Here is a 17,374-nt window from a genome sequence, read left to right as displayed (position 1 = left end):
GAGTGTGAGCTACTGCAGGCAATTCCGCCCCTGGCCAGAACCGAACACCCTTGACTGATACCGTCCGGAAATAACCAGACGGGTATCAGGGAGTGGGACGACCATGGGCAAAAAGGTCACCGTAGTCGGTGCCGGCTTCTACGGCTCGACGACCGCGCAGCGCCTGGCGGAGTACGACGTCTTCGACACTGTCGTGATCACCGACATCATCGAGGGCAAGCCCGAGGGCATCGCGCTGGACCTCAACCAGTCGCGCCCGGTCGAGGGCTTCGAGACCAAGGTCGTCGGCGTGACGACCGGCAAGGGCGGCGAGGGCTACGAGCAGATCGAGGGCTCCGACGTCGTCGTGATCACCGCCGGGCTGCCCCGCAAGCCGGGCATGAGCCGGATGGACCTGCTGGAGACGAACGCCCGGATCGTCCGCCAGGTCGCCGAGAACGTCGCCAAGTACGCCCCGAACGCCGTCGTCATCGTCGTCTCCAACCCGCTCGACGAGATGACCGCGCTGGCCCAGATCGCCACCCAGTTCCCGAAGAACCGGGTGCTCGGCCAGGCTGGCATGCTCGACACCGCCCGGTTCACCAACTTCGTCGCCGAGGCGCTCGGCGTGAAGGTCGGCTCGGTGCGTACCCTCACCCTCGGCTCGCACGGCGACACGATGGTGCCGGTACCCTCCCGCAGCACCGTCGACGGCAAGCCGCTGCGCGACGTGATGCCGGCGGAGCAGATCGAGGAGCTGGTGGTACGCACCCGCAACGGCGGAGCCGAGGTGGTCGCGCTGCTCAAGACCGGTTCGGCGTACTACGCACCGTCGGCGGCCGCCGCCCGGATGGCCCGGGCCGTGGCGACCGACTCCGGCGAGGTCATGCCGGTCTGTGCCTGGGTCGACGGCGAGTTCGGCATCTCCGGGGTCTACCTCGGTGTCGAGGCGGAGATCGGCCGCGAGGGCGTACGCCGGATCGTGGAGACGCCGCTGGACGCCGACGAGATCGAGAGCCTGAAGGCAGCCGCGGAGGCGGTCCGGGCCAAGCAGGCCGACGTCGCCAACATGTGAACTGCAAGGAAGGGCCCCCGCTACAGCAGAAAACGCTAAGCGGGGGCCCTTCCTTACAGCGGGACGAACGGGGTGCTCAGGTGCGGGGTGCCGAGCGTGGCGGCCGGCCGGGCGGCCAGCTCGGTGAGGAGCCGCTCCCGGGAGGCGCGGGCGGTCACCGGGTCCTCCTCGTGGGCGTACGGCAGCTCGGGCGCGACCAACTGCACCGCGTGCACCAGCAGGTCGCCGGTGATCAGCAGGCTCTGGTCGGCATGCTCGACCAGCACCGACTGGTGCCCGGGGGTGTGGCCGGGAGTGGCCAGCACCCGTACCCCGGGGGCGAGCCGCTGGTCGCCGTCGAGCGTGTCGAGCTGGCCGGCGGCGGTGAGCGGGTCGAGCAGGTAGCCGGCCACCCCGGACGGGTCGTGCCGGCGGAACGCCGCGACCTCGACCTGTTGTAGCAGGTAACGGGCGTTGTTGAAGTAGGGCGTACCGGCCGCGCCGGTGACCGCCCAGCCGACGTGGTCGGTGTGCAGATGGGTGAGTACCACCGTGTCGACCTGCTCCGGCGCGATGCCGGCGGCGGCGAGTTCGGCCGGCAGCCGGCCGGGCACCGGGGCCCAGCTCCGGGCGGGTGCGTCGGCGGGGCCGATGCCGGCGTCGACCAGGATCACCCGGCCGGCTGCCGGGCCGTCGTCGAAGCGGAGCGCGAAGCAGCGGAACGGCAGCCGCCACTGCCCGTCGGCGGTCACCGCTCCCGGGTCGCGTTCGTCGGCCTGCCGCCAGTGTGCGGCGGTGGCGTTCGGGAACGCCTCGGAGCGGGGCTGGAAGAACAGCCCTTCGGCGTCCGGGAGCGCGACGACGGTGACCGGGCCCACGGAACGGGTGACCGGGCCCACGGAACGGCTGAGCATGGCAGGCAGTGTACGGGCCCCCGACGCTCTCCAGTACGCTCGTACTGCTAGAGCAGATGTCCCGGAGAGGAGCGTCGCCCGATGGCGAAGATCAAGGTTACGAATCCGGTGGTAGAACTCGACGGCGACGAGATGACCCGGATCATCTGGAAGCAGATCCGCGATCAGTTGATCCTGCCGTACCTCGACGTCGACCTGCACTACTACGACCTGTCGATCCAGTACCGCGACGAGACCGACGACCAGGTGACGGTCGACGCGGCGAACGCGATCAAGCAGCACGGCGTGGGCGTCAAGTGCGCCACCATCACCCCGGACGAGGCCCGGGTGGAGGAGTTCGGCCTCAAGAAGATGTGGCGTTCGCCGAACGGCACCATCCGGAACATCCTCGGCGGCGTGGTCTTCCGCGAGCCGATCATCATGTCCAACGTGCCCCGGCTGGTACCGGGCTGGACCAAGCCGATCATCATCGGCCGGCACGCGCACGGTGACCAGTACAAGGCGACCGACTTCGTGGTCCCCGGGCCGGGCACGGTCACCATCACCTACACCCCGACCGACGGCGGCGCCCCGGTCGAGATGGAGGTGGCGAACTTCCCCGGTGGCGGCGTCACGATGGGGATGTACAACTTCGACGACTCGATCCGGGACTTCGCCCGGGCCTCGTTCCGGTACGGCCTGGACCGTGGCTACCCGGTCTACCTCTCCACCAAGAACACCATCCTCAAGGCGTACGACGGTCGGTTCAAGGACATCTTCGCCGAGGTCTTCGAGGCGGAGTTCAAGTCGGACTTCGACGCCGCCGGGATCACCTACGAGCACCGGCTGATCGACGACATGGTCGCCGCCGCGCTGAAGTGGGAGGGCGGCTTCGTCTGGGCCTGCAAGAACTACGACGGTGACGTGCAGTCCGACACCGTCGCGCAGGGCTTCGGCTCGCTGGGCCTGATGACCTCGGTGCTGATGACCCCGGACGGCCGTACGGTCGAGGCCGAGGCGGCGCACGGCACGGTCACCCGGCACTACCGGCAGTGGCAGAAGGGCGAGAAGACGTCGACGAACCCGATCGCGTCGATCTTTGCCTGGACCCGGGGCCTGGCGCACCGGGGCAAGTTGGACGGCACTCCCGAGGTGAGCCGGTTCGCCGAGGCGCTGGAGCAGGTCTGCGTGGAGACCGTCGAGGGTGGCCAGATGACCAAGGACCTGGCGCTGCTGATCTCCCGGGACGCCCCGTGGCTGACCACCGACGAGTTCATGGCCGCGCTCGACCACAACCTGGCGAAGAAGCTCGGCGCCTGACACTGCCCCTGCCGGGACGCTGCCCTGCCTACTGATGCTCTGCCTGGCGATGTTGACGACTTGTGGTCGTTCAAGCGACGACAAGTCGTCAACATCCACCGGGACACCGAGCCGGTCAGCGTCCAAGATCGGTTGATTTGTGCCGTTACCGGCTGAGGGGCGCTCTCGTTGGACAGGGTGGACGTGATGCCAGTCGCGTCCAGGAAGACCGGCCCGGTCGAGGCCGCCGCGAGAGGTCCGTACCGGATGGAGCGGTCTTCCCGGCTGTTGCGCACAGCCAGCCGTCCCTTCCCTGCGGGGGGCCCTGTCCCGGGCCCCCCGCGCCCTCGTCTACAGCCTGAGGGCTCACCCGGATCACCTGGCCGGCCAGCCTGACCACCCTTACCAAGCCCGACGGCCTACCGGCCCCGGCGGCGCTCATTCCTCGATCGGGGCGAGCGTCACCCGCCCGTCCTCCGCCACCTGCCAGCCCGGGTTGTGCGCAACCTCCCAGAGCAGCTCGTTCGGGTCGGAGAAGTAGCCGTGGTAGCCGCCGAAGGCGGCGTTCCGGCCGGACTTGACGATTGTCGCGCCAGCGGCGGCGGCCTGCGCCAACACCCGGTCGACCTCCGCCGGGCTCTCGACGTTGTGCGACAGGGTGAAGCCGGTCGGTGCCGGCAGCAGCGCGCCTCCGGTACCGAGGTCGGCGGCGAACGCCTCCGCCTCGAAGAGCCCGAGCACCACCCCGGGAGCGACCTGGAAGAAGAGGATCTCGTCCGGTACGTCCAGGGTCGGCGTCCAGCCCAGCCCGTCGACGTAGAAGTCCCGAGCCCGGTCCAGGTCCCGGGTGGCCGCCGTGATGAAGTGCACGCGTTGCTCCATGACCAGTCATTGTCCGATCCGGCGAGATCCGGCGTTACCGGTTCGCCGAGTTGCCGGCCGAGCCGGCCGAGCCGGCCGAATCGCCGAGCCGGCCGAACCCGGGACGCTGGCCCGGGTGGTAAGCGGTCAGTTTCTGCTGTCGGTCCCCGGGCCTTCGCCGGTACCGCCGGGCGGCTTCGGCTGGTGCCGCGCGCAGGTGCGCTCGGCGGCCTTGAAGGTCTCCGACTGCGGATCGAGGTCGGGTCCGCCCTCGATCCGGATCCCGCCGTCCGGCTCCGGGTCCGGGAATTTCGGCAGGCCGTTCTCCCGCATGCACCGGGAGTACTCCCGCATCTGCTGCTGCGCCTGCGGGTCGACCTTCGGCGGTTCACCCCCGTTCGGCATGTACTCCTTGCACTTCCGCTGCGCCGCGTCCATCTTCGCCCGGTCGGTGCCCTCCGGTACCCGCAGCCGGATCGCTCCGCCCTCGACCTCGGGATCGGTGAAGTCCGGCACCCCGTTCTCCCGGACACACTGACCGAACCGGCGAGCCCGGTCCGCCTCGTCCACCGGTTCCCGGTTCACGCCACCGCTGGCACCCGCGGTGGTACCACCGGCCGTGGCGATCGCGGGGTCCTCGTCAGCCTCGCCGCAGCCGGCCACGACGCCGGCCACCAGCAGCAGGCTGAGTAGCAGACCGGTCCTGGTGCGCATCCTCGTACCACCTCCGTTCGTGCCGGACGGTCGCCGGCGGTACCGAGTAGAGCCGGGGGCGCCTTTCCCGGGCGTCACGGAATACGTTGACGCCCTGGTTACCCGGCCCGATGCACCCTGGGCAGATGCGGATCCTGCTGGTCGAGGACGAACGGCTGCTCGCCGACACCGTGGCCCAGGGGCTGCGTCGGGACGCCCACGCGGTCGACGTGGTGCACGACGGCGGTGCCGCCCTGGAGCGGGTCGGGGTACACGACTACGACGTTGTGGTGCTGGACCGTGACCTGCCGGTGCTGCACGGCGACGAGGTCTGTCGGGCGATCGTCCGGCACGGCTCCCCGGCCCGGGTGCTGATGCTGACCGCCGCCGCCGGGATCGACGACCGGGTCACCGGGCTGGCCCTCGGCGCCGACGACTACCTGCCGAAGCCGTTCGCATTCCGGGAACTGGCCGCCCGGGTGGCGGCGCTCGGCCGGCGGTGCCGGTCGGCCGCTCCGCCGGTACTGGAACGGGCCGGGGTACGCCTCGACCCGCACCGCCGTGAGGTCTACCGGGACGGTCGGTACGTCCCACTGTCCCGCAAGGAGTTCGCGGTCCTCGCCGAGCTGCTCCGGGCCGACGGTGCTGCGGTCTCCGCCGAACAGTTGCTGGAGAAGGCCTGGGACGAGCATGCCGACCCGTTCACCCACGCGGTACGGATGGCGGTGCTCAAGCTGCGTCGCAAACTCGGCGATCCGCCGATCGTGCTGACCGAGCCCGGGGTGGGGTACCGGATTCCGTGAGACGATTCTCGCCGGCCAGGCTGACGATCCGGGCCCGGCTCACCCTGGTCTACGGCGGGCTGTTCCTGCTCGCCGGTCTGCTGCTGCTCGCCGTGACGCACGTCCTGATGTCGCAGCGGTTGCCGGAGGACTCCGTGTTCACCGTCAACCGGATCGGGCCGGTTCCGGGGGCAACGACGCCAGCGGAGGCGGGGACCGACGGCGACATCACCTCGGAACCGGGTGCTGACGTCGGGCCGCCCTCGCCGGGTGGCGATGCCGGGCAGCTGTCGCCGGGTGGTGACGGCGGACGCTTGTCGCCGGGCGACGCTGTCAGGCAACTGTCGCCGGGCGACGGTGTCGGGCCGCCGTCGTCGGCCGAGATGGAGCGGGTGACCCGGGCGGCCGGCCAGGCCCGGCGGGACGCCCTGGAGGCGCTGCTCACCCAGGGCGGGATAGCACTGGTCGTGGTCGGTACCGCCGCGACCGCGTTCGGCTGGCTGATCGCCGGCCGGCTGCTCCAGCCGCTGCACCAGGTCACCGAGACGGCCCGGCGGATCGCCAGCGCACCGGACGCCGACCGTGGCCTGCACGAACGGATCGCGCTCACCGGTCCACCGGACGAGATCAGGGAACTGGCCGACACCTTCGACCTGATGCTGGCCCGGCTGGACCACGCGTTCGACAGCCAGCGACGGTTCATCGGCAACGCGTCGCACGAACTGCGTACCCCGCTGACGTTGAACCGGACCCTGCTGGAGGTGATGCTCACGCCTGCTTCCGTCCCGCCCGAGCTGCGCCAGCTCGGCAGTACGCTGCTCGCGGTCAACGCCCGGCACGAACGGCTGATCGACGGGCTCCTGCTGCTGGCCCGCTCGGAGCACGAGGTGGCGGAGCGCTCCTATGTGGACCTCGCGGACGTGGTGGAACACGTCGTCGCGCAGGTGCCACCCGGGCCGGTTACCGTACGCGCCGAGGCGGCCGAGGCGCCCACCACCGGCAGTTCGGTGCTGCTCGAACGACTGGTGCAGAACCTGGTCGACAACGCCGTCCGGCACAACGTCCCCGAGCACGGCCGGGTACGGGTCGCCAGCGGTACCGGCCCGGACGGCACGGTCTGGGTACGGGTGGAGAACACCGGGCCGGTGGTGCCGAGGTACGAGATACCGAGCCTCTTCGAACCCTTCCGGCGGCTCGACGGCGACCGGCTCGCCGGCAACCCACCCGGTGCCGGTCTGGGATTGTCGATCGTGCGGGCGGTCGCCCGGGCGCACGGCGGCACCGTGTCGGCCGAACCCCGTCCCGGCGGCGGCCTGCTGGTCACGGTGACCCTGCCCGCGGCCAGATGACCGAACCGCCGCTGCGGCGCTGTTGTCCGGGGTTGATTGTCCGGGTCGCCGCATCGAAGCCGGACAACCCGCAGCCGACTAGACATCGGTGGCAGCGGCTCCGACGACGGTGCCCGCACCAGCAGCGGAAGGAATTCCACAATGCTCAAAAACCTCGTCCGGCGCGGACGGCGGCTGCTTCCGGCGACGCTCGGCGTACTGCTGACACTCGCGGCCCTGGTCGGCGGGCCGGCGGCACCGGCGGCGGCCGGGCCGGCGGACCGGGCCTCGACCCAGGCCGCCACACTCCGGTTCGACGCCATCTGGGAACCGGGTACCGACAATCGCGCCTGGGTGCACACCTGGACCGCCCAGGACCTGCTCGCCCGCAACAGCGAGCTGTTCAACCAGGGCTGGCGGATCGACTCGCTGACCGCGGTGAAGGGGGCGAACGGGGAACTGCGGTACAACGCGATCTGGAAGCCGGGCAGCGGTCTGAGCCCGGTCCTGATCGGCTGGACCGAGCAGCAGTTCTTCGAGCAACTTTCGACGTACTGGGGCCAGGGCCTGCGGCCGTGGCGGGTCAACCGCTATCCGCACGGCGGGAGCTTCCGCTACGACGCGATCTTCAAGCCGGGCACCGACGGCCGGCGGTTGGTCGTGGACTGGACCCGGGCGGACCTGCTGGCCGAGGACGCCAAGATGCGCGCCCAGGGCTACCGGCTGGTCCAGGCGACCGGGGTGGCGCAGAACAACCCGATCAGCACCGACATCCGGTACGTCGGGATCTGGATGCCGGGTATCGACACCCGGCCCACCCTGCTCGGCGGCACCTGGGACGAACTGGCGCAGGCGAACGGTAACCACTGGGCCAGCGGCTATCGGATCAGGTTCCTGAGCAGTTACCTCACCAACACCGGCCTGGTGCGCTACGACGCGATCTGGGAGCCGGGCAACGACGGCCGACCGATGATCGCAGGCTGGGACGCCGCCGGCTTCGCCGCGAAGAACGCGGAGTTCTGGGCTGCCGGTTACCGGCCGACGGTGCTGCACAGCTACCTCGGCCCGAACTGATCGACCCGGATCGGGGCGGCGGCGTGCGGTTGGACCCGTACGTCGCCGCCCCGATTTTTGGAATGAGCGTCAGGGTGCCGAGGGGCATCGAATCTGCGCCATGCCCGCCAGCGAGCGCAGTCCGTCGGCCAGGTCACCCGCCTGGCGCGGCGACAGCACGAGTACGGCACACGGCTCGTTCGGGTCATCGGCGTCGTCGTAAGCCTCCACGAGGACCGTGGCGGGCGTACCCTGCGGCAGGCCCGGACCATTGACGAACGCGGCGAGCCGAAGCGGCTCATGACCCACCGGTTCGATGGTGTGCCTGCGGGACATGTGAGTTCCGATCGGGTTGGCCGAGGTGACTGGGCAGGGCGGCGAACACCAGGGCGGATGCGCCAGGGAATTGGTGAGCACTTTTCCTCCATCTCGTTCGGACCATCCGCTCGTCTGACAGCGCTGGATGCGGGTGGCCGTGCGATGCGCGCGATTTGAGGGTGCCCGCTGTGGATGGGTGGGTCTGTGTCGGACGGAGTATGCGTGACATGTATGGGCGGCATCGGCGTATACACGTAGAGTGATGGCGATCCCGTAGCTGTGAGGGAGTCACGTCCACGATGACCCGGGCAGAGCGATGACGAACCGAACCGTGCGCTACTGCCGCTGCGGCACCCGTCTTGCCCAGGACAACCGGCAACCCCAGTGCGCGGCCTGCCAGTCGAAGATGCGTGGACTCGCGGCCGGTCCGCCAGACGTACCCGCCAACTTCTGGGACACGGATGAGATGCGGGATGCCCTGGCGACCTGGAACATGGGACAGGTCATCGCCGCCTATCGGCACCATCGCTTTCACGGTCGAACCATCCGGCAGGAGATCGTCGCCGGCTGGGTGGGCCTCACCCAGGCTCAATTGAGCCGTATTGAGGGTGGGTCCGCGATGAAGGACCTGGACAGGCTTTCGCAGTGGGCGAGGACGCTCGGCATCCCGATCGGCCTACTCTGGTTCAAGCTGCCGGAGCAGTCTCACCGCCGCCGTGAGGCCGACGACCAGTTCGGGTGCCATGCCGAGGCAGGCGGGGGTGGAGATGGTAAGGACCCTGTCCACGAGACATCATCGGGGGGCGAGGATATGCGCCGCCGCGAGTTGCTGCGCCTGTTGAGCCTTGCCACACCGGCCCTGACGGGGGTTGGCCCGGAGGATCAGCTCGACCTGGACCGGCTGGAGTACGTCGCCGCCGAACCGCGACGGCTGGACGCGGCAGCCTTGGACGCGTACGGATCAGTGAATCGTCAACTATGGACGGTGTTCGGCTCGGAAAAGCGTAAGAGCACCGTCCTGCCGCTGGTCTCGCGGCAGCTCGACACCCTGTTCCGTGCGTTGCGGGAAGCGCGCGGGGCTGAGACCCGCGGCCACCTCTGCGCTCTGAGCAGCGAACTTCTCCAACTTGCCGGAGAGGTGCTTTTCGACGGCAACCACTATGCCGACGCGGCCAACTGCTACGTCTCGGCAGCCATCGCCGGTCGGGAGGCGGGCGACTTCGACCTGTGGGCCTGTGCAATGACCAGGCATGCCTTCATCAGCATCTTCGAGCGACAGCCTGCGCACGCTTCTGCGATTCTGGACGGCGCCGGCCGATTGGCGGCGCGGGGTGATGCGACGCTCTCCACGAAGTACTGGATCGACGCCATCCTCGGGGAAGCTGCTGCTGGTGTCGGTGATCTGGACTCGTCTGCGCGTGCTCTCGACCGGGCGGAACTTGTGGCCGGCCTGGGCGGCCAGTTCCAGAACGGCGGCTGGCTTCGATTCGACGGCTCACGCCTGGCGGAGCAACGAGGCACCTGTTATGTCCAACTCCGGCGACCGGATCTCGCGGAGCCCGCTCTCCTGGAAGCCCTCGACAAGGATCTTTCCCTTCGCCGTCACGGCGGCGTACTTGTCGACCTCGCCCATGTCGGGGTGCAGCTTCGGGACCCTGATCGGCTGGTCATGTACGCGGACGCTGCCCTTGTCGTCGCCCGGCAGACCGGATCAGGTGTCCTCACCCGGAGGCTCCACGGGCTGCGGAGGCAGTTGGGATCACTCACCAGCGATCGACATGTCGGTCGGATCGAACGCGAGATCGGCCAGTTCGCCGAACACCGACAGTGAGGAGCAGCGCATGTCAGACGAGCCGGGGCGGGCCTTCCGGGAGGCGTGGATCGCCGGTGTCCACCGGCACTATCCGGGTGAGCCGAAGCCGGGGTACGTCGCGCCATGGGCGGAGACACCCGACTGGGAGCGGGCAAGCGCGGCGGCCGTCGAGGAACAGGTGCGTGCCTTCGTCGTTGCCACGGGCGGCAGCACCGCCCGGCTGAGCCGGGAACAGAAGGGCCGCTTCGTGGCGCTCTGCTGGATCGGCCAGATCCTCAGACACTTCCCAGACCCGAAGCCGGCGTACGTGGCGGACTGGCCGGATCTGCCGCCGTGGCAGCGGGAGACCGACGCCGACATCTTCGAGAGCATCGAGCAGCGCGAAGGTTGAGTGGCCGGCGAGCGAGTGCGGCCCGTCCGACGACGAACCCGGCTCAAACCAGCGCGCGGAACTCGGCCAGTCCGCCGTCGAACAGGAAGTCGGCGGTCTGGGTCAGCACGATCGCGATCAGTCGCCGGTGCGGGTCGGTGAACCACGAGGTGCCGTAGCCGCCGGTCCAGCCGTAGCCGCCGGGGATCGGGGACGTCTCGTCGGGCGTGACGGCGACGGAGACGCAGTAGCCCCAGCCGTAGCCGTCGAGCACCGGGCCACCGGCGGCGATCTGCTCGGGCGTCAGGTGGTTGGTGGTGATCAGCTCGACCGACCTCTCCGACAGCAGTCGCCGCCCCTGGTGCACCCCCCGACGCAGCAGCAGTTGGGCGAAGGCCAGATAGTCCGGTGCGGTCGAGACCAGCCCGTTAGCGCCGGACGGAAAGACCGGCGGTACCGCCCACTCGCCCGGACCGGAGAGGTCCCGCTCGGCCGGCGTACCGGTCGCCGGGTCGCCCGGGTAGAGCCGGGCCAACCGGTCGGCGTGTGCGGCGGGCACGGTGAAACCGGTGTCGACCATGCCCAGCGGCGCGAAGATCCGGTACTGGAGGAACTCCGGCAGCGGCCGGCCGGCGGCCCGGGCGACGAGCACGCCCAGCACCTCGGCGGCGGAATCGTACTGCCAGCGCTCGCCCGGCTGGTGCATCAGCGGCAGGGTGCCGAAGCGCCGGAGCCACTCGTCCGGGTCGTGCCGGGTGCGCGGGTCGGGCGGCCCGATCGCCAGTCCCAGCTCGTCGGCGGCGGTGACGACCGGGTACGCCGGCTGGAAACTCGGCTCGAAGAGCAGGCCGTGCCCCATCCGGAAGGTCAGCAGGTCCGCGACGGTGGTCGGACGCGCGGCCGGCACGGTGTCGTCGAGCGGGCCGTCGAGCCGACGCAGCACGCCGCGCCCGGCCAGCTCGGGCAGCAGCCGGTCGACCGGCTCGTCCAGCGCCAGCCGGCCCTCCTCGACCAGCATCATGGTGGCGACCCCGAGCACCGGCTTGGTCATCGAGGTGATCCGGAAGAGGGTGTCGGGGCGCATCGGGGCGGTGCCGCCGACGGCCAGCGTGCCGATCGGATCGATCCGCACCTGGTCGTCCCGGGCCACCGCGGTGACCAGGCCGGGCAGGTCACCGCGGGCGACCCGGGCCGCCATCGCCGCGTGCAGCCGGTCCGGCCCGGTCGAGTCGGTCATGGCGGGGAGCATACGGCCGGGCACCGACAGCCCGCCTCGGAGGCAGGGCTCAGCCGGCATCGCGGACGAGGGCTCAGCCGGCGTCGCGGGGACAGGGCTCAGCCGGCGTGACTGACGGAGGGCTCAGCCGGCGTCGCGGAGCAGTTGGGCGGCCCGCTCCGGCGGGATGTCGTTGATGAAGACTCCCATCGCCGACTCCGAGCCGGCCAGGTACTTCAGCTTGTCCGCCGCCCGCCGGATGCTGAACACCTGAAGGTGCAGGTGCGCCAGCGCCGGGTCGGCGTGCACCGGCGCCTGGTGCCAGGCCGAGATGTACGGCAGCGGCCGGTCGAAGAGCCGGTCGAGCCGGCGGAGCAGGTCCAGATAGAGCGGGCCGAAGGCGTCCCGCTCGGCGTCGTCCAGCGCCGGAATGTCGGGTACCGGCCGGTGCGGCGCGACGTGCACCTCGAACGGCCAGCGGGCGGCGGCCGGCACGTACGCCGTCCAGTGCTCGTTGGCCAGTACCACCCGCTCCCCGGCGGCCCGCTCGGCGGCGAGTACGTCGGCGTAGAGGTTGCGCCCGCCGGTGCGTTCCGCGTGCCGGGTCGCGGCGGCCAGCAGTGCCCGGCTGCGCGGCGGCAGGAACGGGTACGCGTAGATCTGGCCGTGCGGGTGGTGCAGGGTCACCCCGATCTCCACGCCCCGGTTCTCGAAGCAGAAGACCTGCTCCACCCCGGGCAGCCCGGCCAGTGCGGCGGTACGGTCGGCGAGCGCCTCCAGCACGGTACGCACCCGGCGCGGCGGCAGGCTGGCGAACGACGCGGAGTGGTCGGCGGTGAAGCAGACCACCTCGCACCGCCCCGTCCCCGGCCGTATCGCCGTGTACGGGGTGATCTGGCCGGGCGGGTCACCGGGCCGGTCGCTGAAGGACGGGAAGCGGTTCTCGAAGACCACCACGTCGTAGTCGTACGCCGGGATCTCGCTGGATCGCTCCGGAGTGGACGGACACAGTGGGCACTGGTCGGTCGGTGGCAGGAAGATCCGGCTCTGCCGGTGCGCGGCGACCGCGACCCACTCGTCGACCAGCGGGTCGTAGCGCAGTTGCGAGGCGGGCGGCGGCAGCGGCAGGTCCCGCCGGTCCGGCCCCTCCCGGACCGCGTCCGGGTGCTCGTCGAAGTAGATCAGCTCGCGCCCGTCGGCCAGCTTGACCACCATCCGCCTCACGGTGTCATCTCACAGAGCAGTAGTTCGGCCACCTGCGCCCGGAGGATCTCCCGGGCCGGTTCGGGCAGGCCGGCGTCGGAGACCACGGTGTGCGCCTCGGCCAGCTCGGCGAAGGACGAGATCCCCACCGTCGCCCACTTGGTGGAGTCGGCCAGCACCACCAGCCGGTCGGCCGAGGCCAGCAGCGCCCGGTTGGTCTCCGCCTCCAGCAGGTTCGGGGTGCTGAACCCGGCCTGCTCGCTCATCCCGTGCACCCCGAGAAAGACCAGATCGAGGTGGAGCGAGCGGATCGTGGCCACCGCCACCGGCCCGACCAGCGCGTCGGACGGGGTGCGTACCCCGCCGGTGAGTACCACCGTCTGGTCCGGCCGGCCGGAGCGGTGCAGGATCTCGGCGACCGGGATCGAGTTGGTGACCACTGTCAGCGCCGGTACCCCGGCCAGCCGGCGGGCGAGTTCCGCGGTGGTCGTACCCGCGGAGAGCGCGACGGCCATCCCGGGGGTGACCAGCCGGGCGGCCTCGCCCGCGATGGCGGCCTTCTCCGGCCGCTGCCGCACCGACTTGGCCGCGAAGCCCGGCTCGTCGGTCGAGCCGGGCCGGGCGGTGGTCGCCCCGCCGTGCACCTTGGCCAGCAGGCCGCGTTCGGCCAGCGCCTCCAGGTCGCGCCGGATGGTCATGTCGGAGACGCCGAACTCGCCGGCCAGCTCGGTGACCCGGACCCCGCCGGCGGTGCGGACCCGGTCGAGGATCGCCTCCTGGCGCTGCTGGGCCAGCATCACGCCGTCCCGGCCCGTTCCGGCTCCGGCCGCTGCGCCAGCACCGCGACGCCGTGCGGCTCGACGGTGGTCGGCCCGGCCCACCGGGTGCCGGTCAGCAGGTCGGTTCCGGCCACGTCGACCTGCGCCGGCCGGTCGGAGCGGTTGAGCAGGAAGAGGTACGACCGGCCGTCCGGGTGCCGCCGCCGGATCTGCTCCACTCCGGGTACCGGTGGCCCGGCCGGACCGGCACCGGCCTCGTCCGTGATCCGGGCCAGCAGCCGGCCCAGTGCTGTCTGCTCCAGCCGGGTACCCAGATACCAGGCCGTGCCGCCGCCGTCCCCGCTCCGCCGGGTGATCGCCGGGCCGCCCGTGACCGGCCCGTTGTCGTACCTGACCAGCACCTCGGCCTCCGGTGCGGCGAGTGCCTCGGTCCAGACCTGGGCCGAGGTGCCGTCGTCGAGCCGGACCGTGCCGGCGGCGGGGAGCGGGAAGAACTCCTCGACCCGTACGCCGAGCAGCTCGGCGAAGGCACCCGGCAGCGGGGCCGGACGGACCCGGTCGTACTCGTCCACCAACCCGCTGTACGGGCCGACCACGAGCGTCCCGCCGGAGCGGACGTACCCGGTCAGGTTGTCGATCGCGGCGTCGTCGACCAGGTAGAGCGCCGGGGCCAGCACCAGTTTGTACCCGGTCAGGTCGGCACCGGGCGCGGCCAGGTCGGCGGTGATCCCGGCCCGCCAGAGCGCGCTGTGCCAGCGGCGGATCTCGTCGAAGGCGACCATGTCGGTGCTCGGCTGGTTGGCCGCCTCCTGTGCCCAGACCGAGGAGTAGTCCAGCAGGATCGCGACCTCGGCCTCGGTGCGGGAGCCCTCGATCTCGGCCAGCGCCCGCAGGTGCCGGCCGAGCTGGACCACCTCGCGCCAGATCTTCGAGTCGGTGCCGGCGTGCGGCAGCATCGCCGAGTGCCACTTCTCCGAGCCGGCCCGGCTGGCCCGCCACTGGAAGAAGAGGGCCCCCTCGGAGCCCCGGGCCACGTGTGCCAGCGCGTCCCGGCCGAGCTGCCCGGCCGGCTTGGCCAGGTTGCGCGGCTGCCAGTTGACCGCGCTGGTGGAGTGCTCCATCAGCAGCCACGGGCCGCCGGCCAGCGAGCGGCTCAGGTCGGCGGCGAAGGCGATCTGGGCCGGCGGTTCGAGCGGGTGCTCACCGAGCAGGTAGTGGTCGTTGGAGAGGAACCGGTCCGGGCCGGTCAGCTCGCGGCCCCAGGCCCAGTAGTCCAGGTTGGCGCAGCTCGCCGTCATCAGGTTCGTGGTGATCGGGATTCCGGGGGAGAGCCGGTGCAGCGCGTCGCGTTCGGCGATGAAGCAGGCCAGGTGCTCGTCCGAGCTGAACCGCTTGAAGTCCAGCACCTGCGCGGGGTTGGCGGAGGTCGGGGTGGCCCGGGGCGGCTGCACCTGCGCCCAGTCGGTGTAGGTCTGCGACCAGAATGCCGTACCCCAGGCCGCGTTGAGGGCGTCGAGGTCCGCGTACCGGGTCTGGAGCCAGTGGCGGAACGCCTCGGCCGAGGTGTCGCAGTAGCAGTGCGCGTTGTGGCAGGCGTACTCGTTGTGCACGTGCCAGGCGGCCAGCGCCGGGTGCTTCGCGTAGTGCCGGGCGAGCTGCTCGGTCAGCGCCAGCGCGGCCTGCCGGTACACCTGTGAACTGGCGCAGATCGCCTGCCGGCTGCCGTAGGTCAGCCGCCGCCCGTCCGCGTCCACCGGCAGCGTCTCCGGGTGGGCGTACGAGAACCAGGGCGGTGGCGAGGCGGTGGCGGTGGCCAGGCAGACCTTGATCCCTCCGGCGTGCAGCAGGTCCATGATCCGGTCCAGCCGGTCGAAGTCGTACCGCCCGGCGGCCGGTTCGAGCCAGGCCCAGGCGAAGACGCCGACGGTGATCAGGTTGACCCCGGCCTCGCGCATCAGCGCCACGTCCTGCGGCCAGACCTCCTCGGGCCACTGCTCCGGGTTGTAGTCGCCGCCGTAGCTCAGGCCCTCGACGCCTCGCACCAGACCGCCCACACCGCCTCCAAACGTGCCCGCACGAAATCCAACAGATACGAACACTAGCGCGCGGCGGCGGGTTAGGCGGGGGCCCTTCCTATGCAGAATGCGATAAGAGGGGGCCCTTCCTTACATCTGTTGGAGGCGGGACTCGACCCAGCCGGTTTCGGTCAGGTGCGTGAGCAGCAGGTGCACGCACTCGTCCACCGTCATGTCGGTGGTGTCGAGCACCAGTTCGGCGTCGGTCGGCGCCTCGTACGGGTCGTCGACGCCGGTCATCCCGGTGAGCTTGCCGGCGCGGGCGCGGGCGTACAGGCCCTTGCGGTCACGCCGCTCGCAGACCGCCAGCGGGGTGGAGACGTGCACCAGCACGAATCCGGCGCCCGCCGAGCGGGCCATCTCCCGGGCGATCGCCCGGGCCCGGTGGTACGGCGCGATCGGGCAGCAGATGGCGAGCCCCCGGTGCCGGGCGACCTCGGCGGCTACCCAGCCGATCCGGCGTACGTTGAGATCCCGGTCCGCCCGGCTGAACCCCAACCCGGCGGAGAGCTCCCGGCGGACCACGTCACCGTCGAGCAGCGTGATGGTGCGGTCCCCGCTCTCCCGCAGTGCGTCGGCCAAGCCGCGGGCTATCGTCGACTTGCCCGAGCCGGAGAGCCCGGTGAAGAAGACCACCAGCCCCCGGTGCCGGCGGGGCGGCCGGGCCCGGGTCAGCTCCTTGGCGACGGTCGGCGGGGTGTGCCACTCCGGCAGCGGGAAGCCCCGGTCGAGCAGGTCCTCGATCTCCTCCTGCCCGAGCGGCAGCCGCCGGTTGCGCGGCGGGATGTCGTCCCGCCACCGCCACTGCCCGTCCCGGTTGTCGTAGGCCAGTTCGCGGGGGACCAGCATCCGCAGCCCGCCACCGGTGAGCATCTCGGTGGTGGAGAGGACGTGGGTCACCCCGTAGGCCCGGGCCACCCGGGCCCGCAGCAGCGCGTCCCAGATGTCGTCCCCGCGCCGGGCGATCGGCACCGCGACGATGGTGGCCGGGGGCATCCGGTCCCGGGCTCCGAAGATGCTCCGGACCAGCACCTCGGGCGGCAACCCGTCCGGGCCGGTGTCGGCGACCGGGATCAGGATGAGCAGGTGGGCGGCGAGGGTCCGGACGGCGTGGGCCATCTGCGCGAGCTGCGGCCGGTGCAGCGGCCGGTCGGCGATCACCCCGAGCACCCGGCCCGGCGGCAGCAACTCCCGCACCTCGGCCGGGGCGCGGCGGAGCCGCTGGAACGGGCCGTGCCCGCCGTCGCCGATCCGGCGTACCGGGCCGCCGACGCCGAACCAGCCCTGGGTGGTGGGCCAGAGGTCGGCGACCTCCAGCAGCGCGGTCGGCGCCCCCTCCGGGTCGGTGAGGACCAGGCCCCGTTCGACCGGGTTGTTCAGGTCGATGCCCCTGACCAGGTCGGCCGGGACCTGGAGGGTCACCGGTACCGGCCAGCCGGAACCGTCGGCGAGCCGGCCGCGCCGGGCCACCGAGGCCAGGTCGGCCCGGCCCATGAAACCGGCGAGCGGGGCGTACGCTCCGGAGAGCAGCAACTCCAGGTCGGCCAGCTCATAGGGGCGCGGCGTGTACGCCGGAGCGTCACGCAGCAACTCGTCGGGCAGCACCCACCCGTTGCTCATCGCACCCCCAACTACCCGGCCGGCCGGCACACAGTTTC

At 71.2% G+C, this 17,374-nt stretch carries 16 protein-coding genes; 7 read left to right on the top strand and 9 right to left on the bottom strand.

What is annotated here, in order from left to right; genetic code table 11:
- The first annotated feature begins 103 nt into the window (after positions 1–103).
- Complete coding sequence (gene mdh / locus CLT71_RS17340) at positions 104–1,054, top strand: malate dehydrogenase (protein WP_101368030.1); 951 nt, start codon at positions 104–106, stop codon at positions 1,052–1,054.
- Between the two features lie 53 nt (positions 1,055–1,107).
- On the opposite strand, the gene CLT71_RS17335 is transcribed toward mdh, so the two are convergent.
- Complete coding sequence (locus CLT71_RS17335) at positions 1,108–1,947, bottom strand: MBL fold metallo-hydrolase (RefSeq protein ID WP_101368029.1); 840 nt, start codon at positions 1,945–1,947, stop codon at positions 1,108–1,110.
- A gap of 81 nt (positions 1,948–2,028) precedes the next feature.
- Between CLT71_RS17335 and CLT71_RS17330 the strand changes: the two genes are divergently transcribed.
- Positions 2,029–3,246, top strand: coding sequence for an NADP-dependent isocitrate dehydrogenase (locus tag CLT71_RS17330; RefSeq protein ID WP_101368028.1), 1,218 nt, complete (start codon positions 2,029–2,031; stop codon positions 3,244–3,246).
- A gap of 417 nt (positions 3,247–3,663) precedes the next feature.
- On the opposite strand, the gene CLT71_RS17325 is transcribed toward CLT71_RS17330, so the two are convergent.
- Positions 3,664–4,107, bottom strand: coding sequence for a VOC family protein (locus CLT71_RS17325; RefSeq protein WP_101368027.1), 444 nt, complete (start codon positions 4,105–4,107; stop codon positions 3,664–3,666).
- 126 nt (positions 4,108–4,233) lie between these two features.
- On the bottom strand, positions 4,234–4,800 hold the full coding sequence (locus tag CLT71_RS17320; protein WP_101368026.1) for a hypothetical protein: 567 nt from the start codon (positions 4,798–4,800) through the stop codon (positions 4,234–4,236).
- 125 nt (positions 4,801–4,925) lie between these two features.
- Between CLT71_RS17320 and CLT71_RS17315 the strand changes: the two genes are divergently transcribed.
- The 3 genes from CLT71_RS17315 (at position 4,926) to CLT71_RS17305 (ending at position 7,963) form a co-directional block, all read left to right on the top strand.
- Positions 4,926–5,582 carry a response regulator transcription factor gene (locus CLT71_RS17315; protein WP_101368025.1) on the top strand — a complete coding sequence of 219 codons (657 nt, stop codon included), beginning with the start codon at positions 4,926–4,928 and terminating at the stop codon, positions 5,580–5,582.
- Complete coding sequence (locus CLT71_RS17310; protein WP_486483312.1) at positions 5,579–6,910, top strand: sensor histidine kinase; 1,332 nt, start codon at positions 5,579–5,581, stop codon at positions 6,908–6,910. Before CLT71_RS17315 ends, CLT71_RS17310 begins: the two co-directional genes overlap by 4 nt.
- A 141-nt stretch (positions 6,911–7,051) precedes the next feature.
- Positions 7,052–7,963 (top strand): hypothetical protein, encoded by a 912-nt coding sequence (locus CLT71_RS17305; protein ID WP_101368024.1) that lies wholly within the window; start codon positions 7,052–7,054, stop codon positions 7,961–7,963.
- A gap of 69 nt (positions 7,964–8,032) precedes the next feature.
- Here CLT71_RS17305 and CLT71_RS17300 read toward each other — a convergent pair whose 3' ends face one another.
- Complete coding sequence (locus CLT71_RS17300) at positions 8,033–8,251, bottom strand: hypothetical protein (protein WP_143743499.1); 219 nt, start codon at positions 8,249–8,251, stop codon at positions 8,033–8,035.
- Between the two features lie 325 nt (positions 8,252–8,576).
- Here CLT71_RS17300 and CLT71_RS38060 point away from each other — a divergent pair, with 325 nt between their 5' ends.
- Together CLT71_RS38060 and CLT71_RS17290 are read left to right on the top strand one after the other, a co-directional pair.
- A complete protein-coding gene (locus tag CLT71_RS38060; RefSeq protein ID WP_486483311.1) occupies positions 8,577–10,091 on the top strand; it encodes a helix-turn-helix domain-containing protein in 1,515 nt (504 codons plus the stop codon).
- 10 nt (positions 10,092–10,101) lie between these two features.
- Entirely contained in the window at positions 10,102–10,464 is a 363-nt protein-coding gene (locus CLT71_RS17290; protein WP_101368022.1) for a hypothetical protein, read from the top strand.
- A 43-nt stretch (positions 10,465–10,507) separates the two neighbouring features.
- Here CLT71_RS17290 and CLT71_RS17285 read toward each other — a convergent pair whose 3' ends face one another.
- From CLT71_RS17285 to cysC, 5 genes are all read right to left on the bottom strand, one after another.
- Entirely contained in the window at positions 10,508–11,680 is a 1,173-nt protein-coding gene (locus CLT71_RS17285) for a serine hydrolase domain-containing protein (protein ID WP_101368021.1), read from the bottom strand.
- A 123-nt stretch (positions 11,681–11,803) separates the two neighbouring features.
- Positions 11,804–12,874: a galactose-1-phosphate uridylyltransferase gene (gene galT / locus CLT71_RS17280; protein WP_486483310.1), complete on the bottom strand. Its 1,071-nt coding sequence runs from the start codon at positions 12,872–12,874 to the stop codon at positions 11,804–11,806.
- A 5-nt stretch (positions 12,875–12,879) separates the two neighbouring features.
- Positions 12,880–13,659 carry a DeoR/GlpR family DNA-binding transcription regulator gene (locus tag CLT71_RS17275; protein WP_101371529.1) on the bottom strand — a complete coding sequence of 260 codons (780 nt, stop codon included), beginning with the start codon at positions 13,657–13,659 and terminating at the stop codon, positions 12,880–12,882.
- Positions 13,659–15,695, bottom strand: a complete 2,037-nt coding sequence (locus tag CLT71_RS17270) for a beta-galactosidase (protein ID WP_199187624.1) — start codon at positions 15,693–15,695, stop codon at positions 13,659–13,661. The genes CLT71_RS17275 and CLT71_RS17270 overlap by 1 nt, the downstream gene beginning before the upstream one ends.
- A gap of 111 nt (positions 15,696–15,806) precedes the next feature.
- The gene (cysC, locus tag CLT71_RS17265) at positions 15,807–17,336 is read right to left on the bottom strand and encodes an adenylyl-sulfate kinase (protein ID WP_101368019.1); all 1,530 of its coding nucleotides are present in this window, start codon (positions 17,334–17,336) and stop codon (positions 15,807–15,809) included.
- Positions 17,337–17,374 lie beyond the last annotated feature (38 nt).

The organism is Plantactinospora sp. CNZ320 (assembly GCF_002846275.1).
Note: the sequence above shows the minus strand (reverse complement) of the source record. Positions and strands in the feature narration are given on the sequence as shown.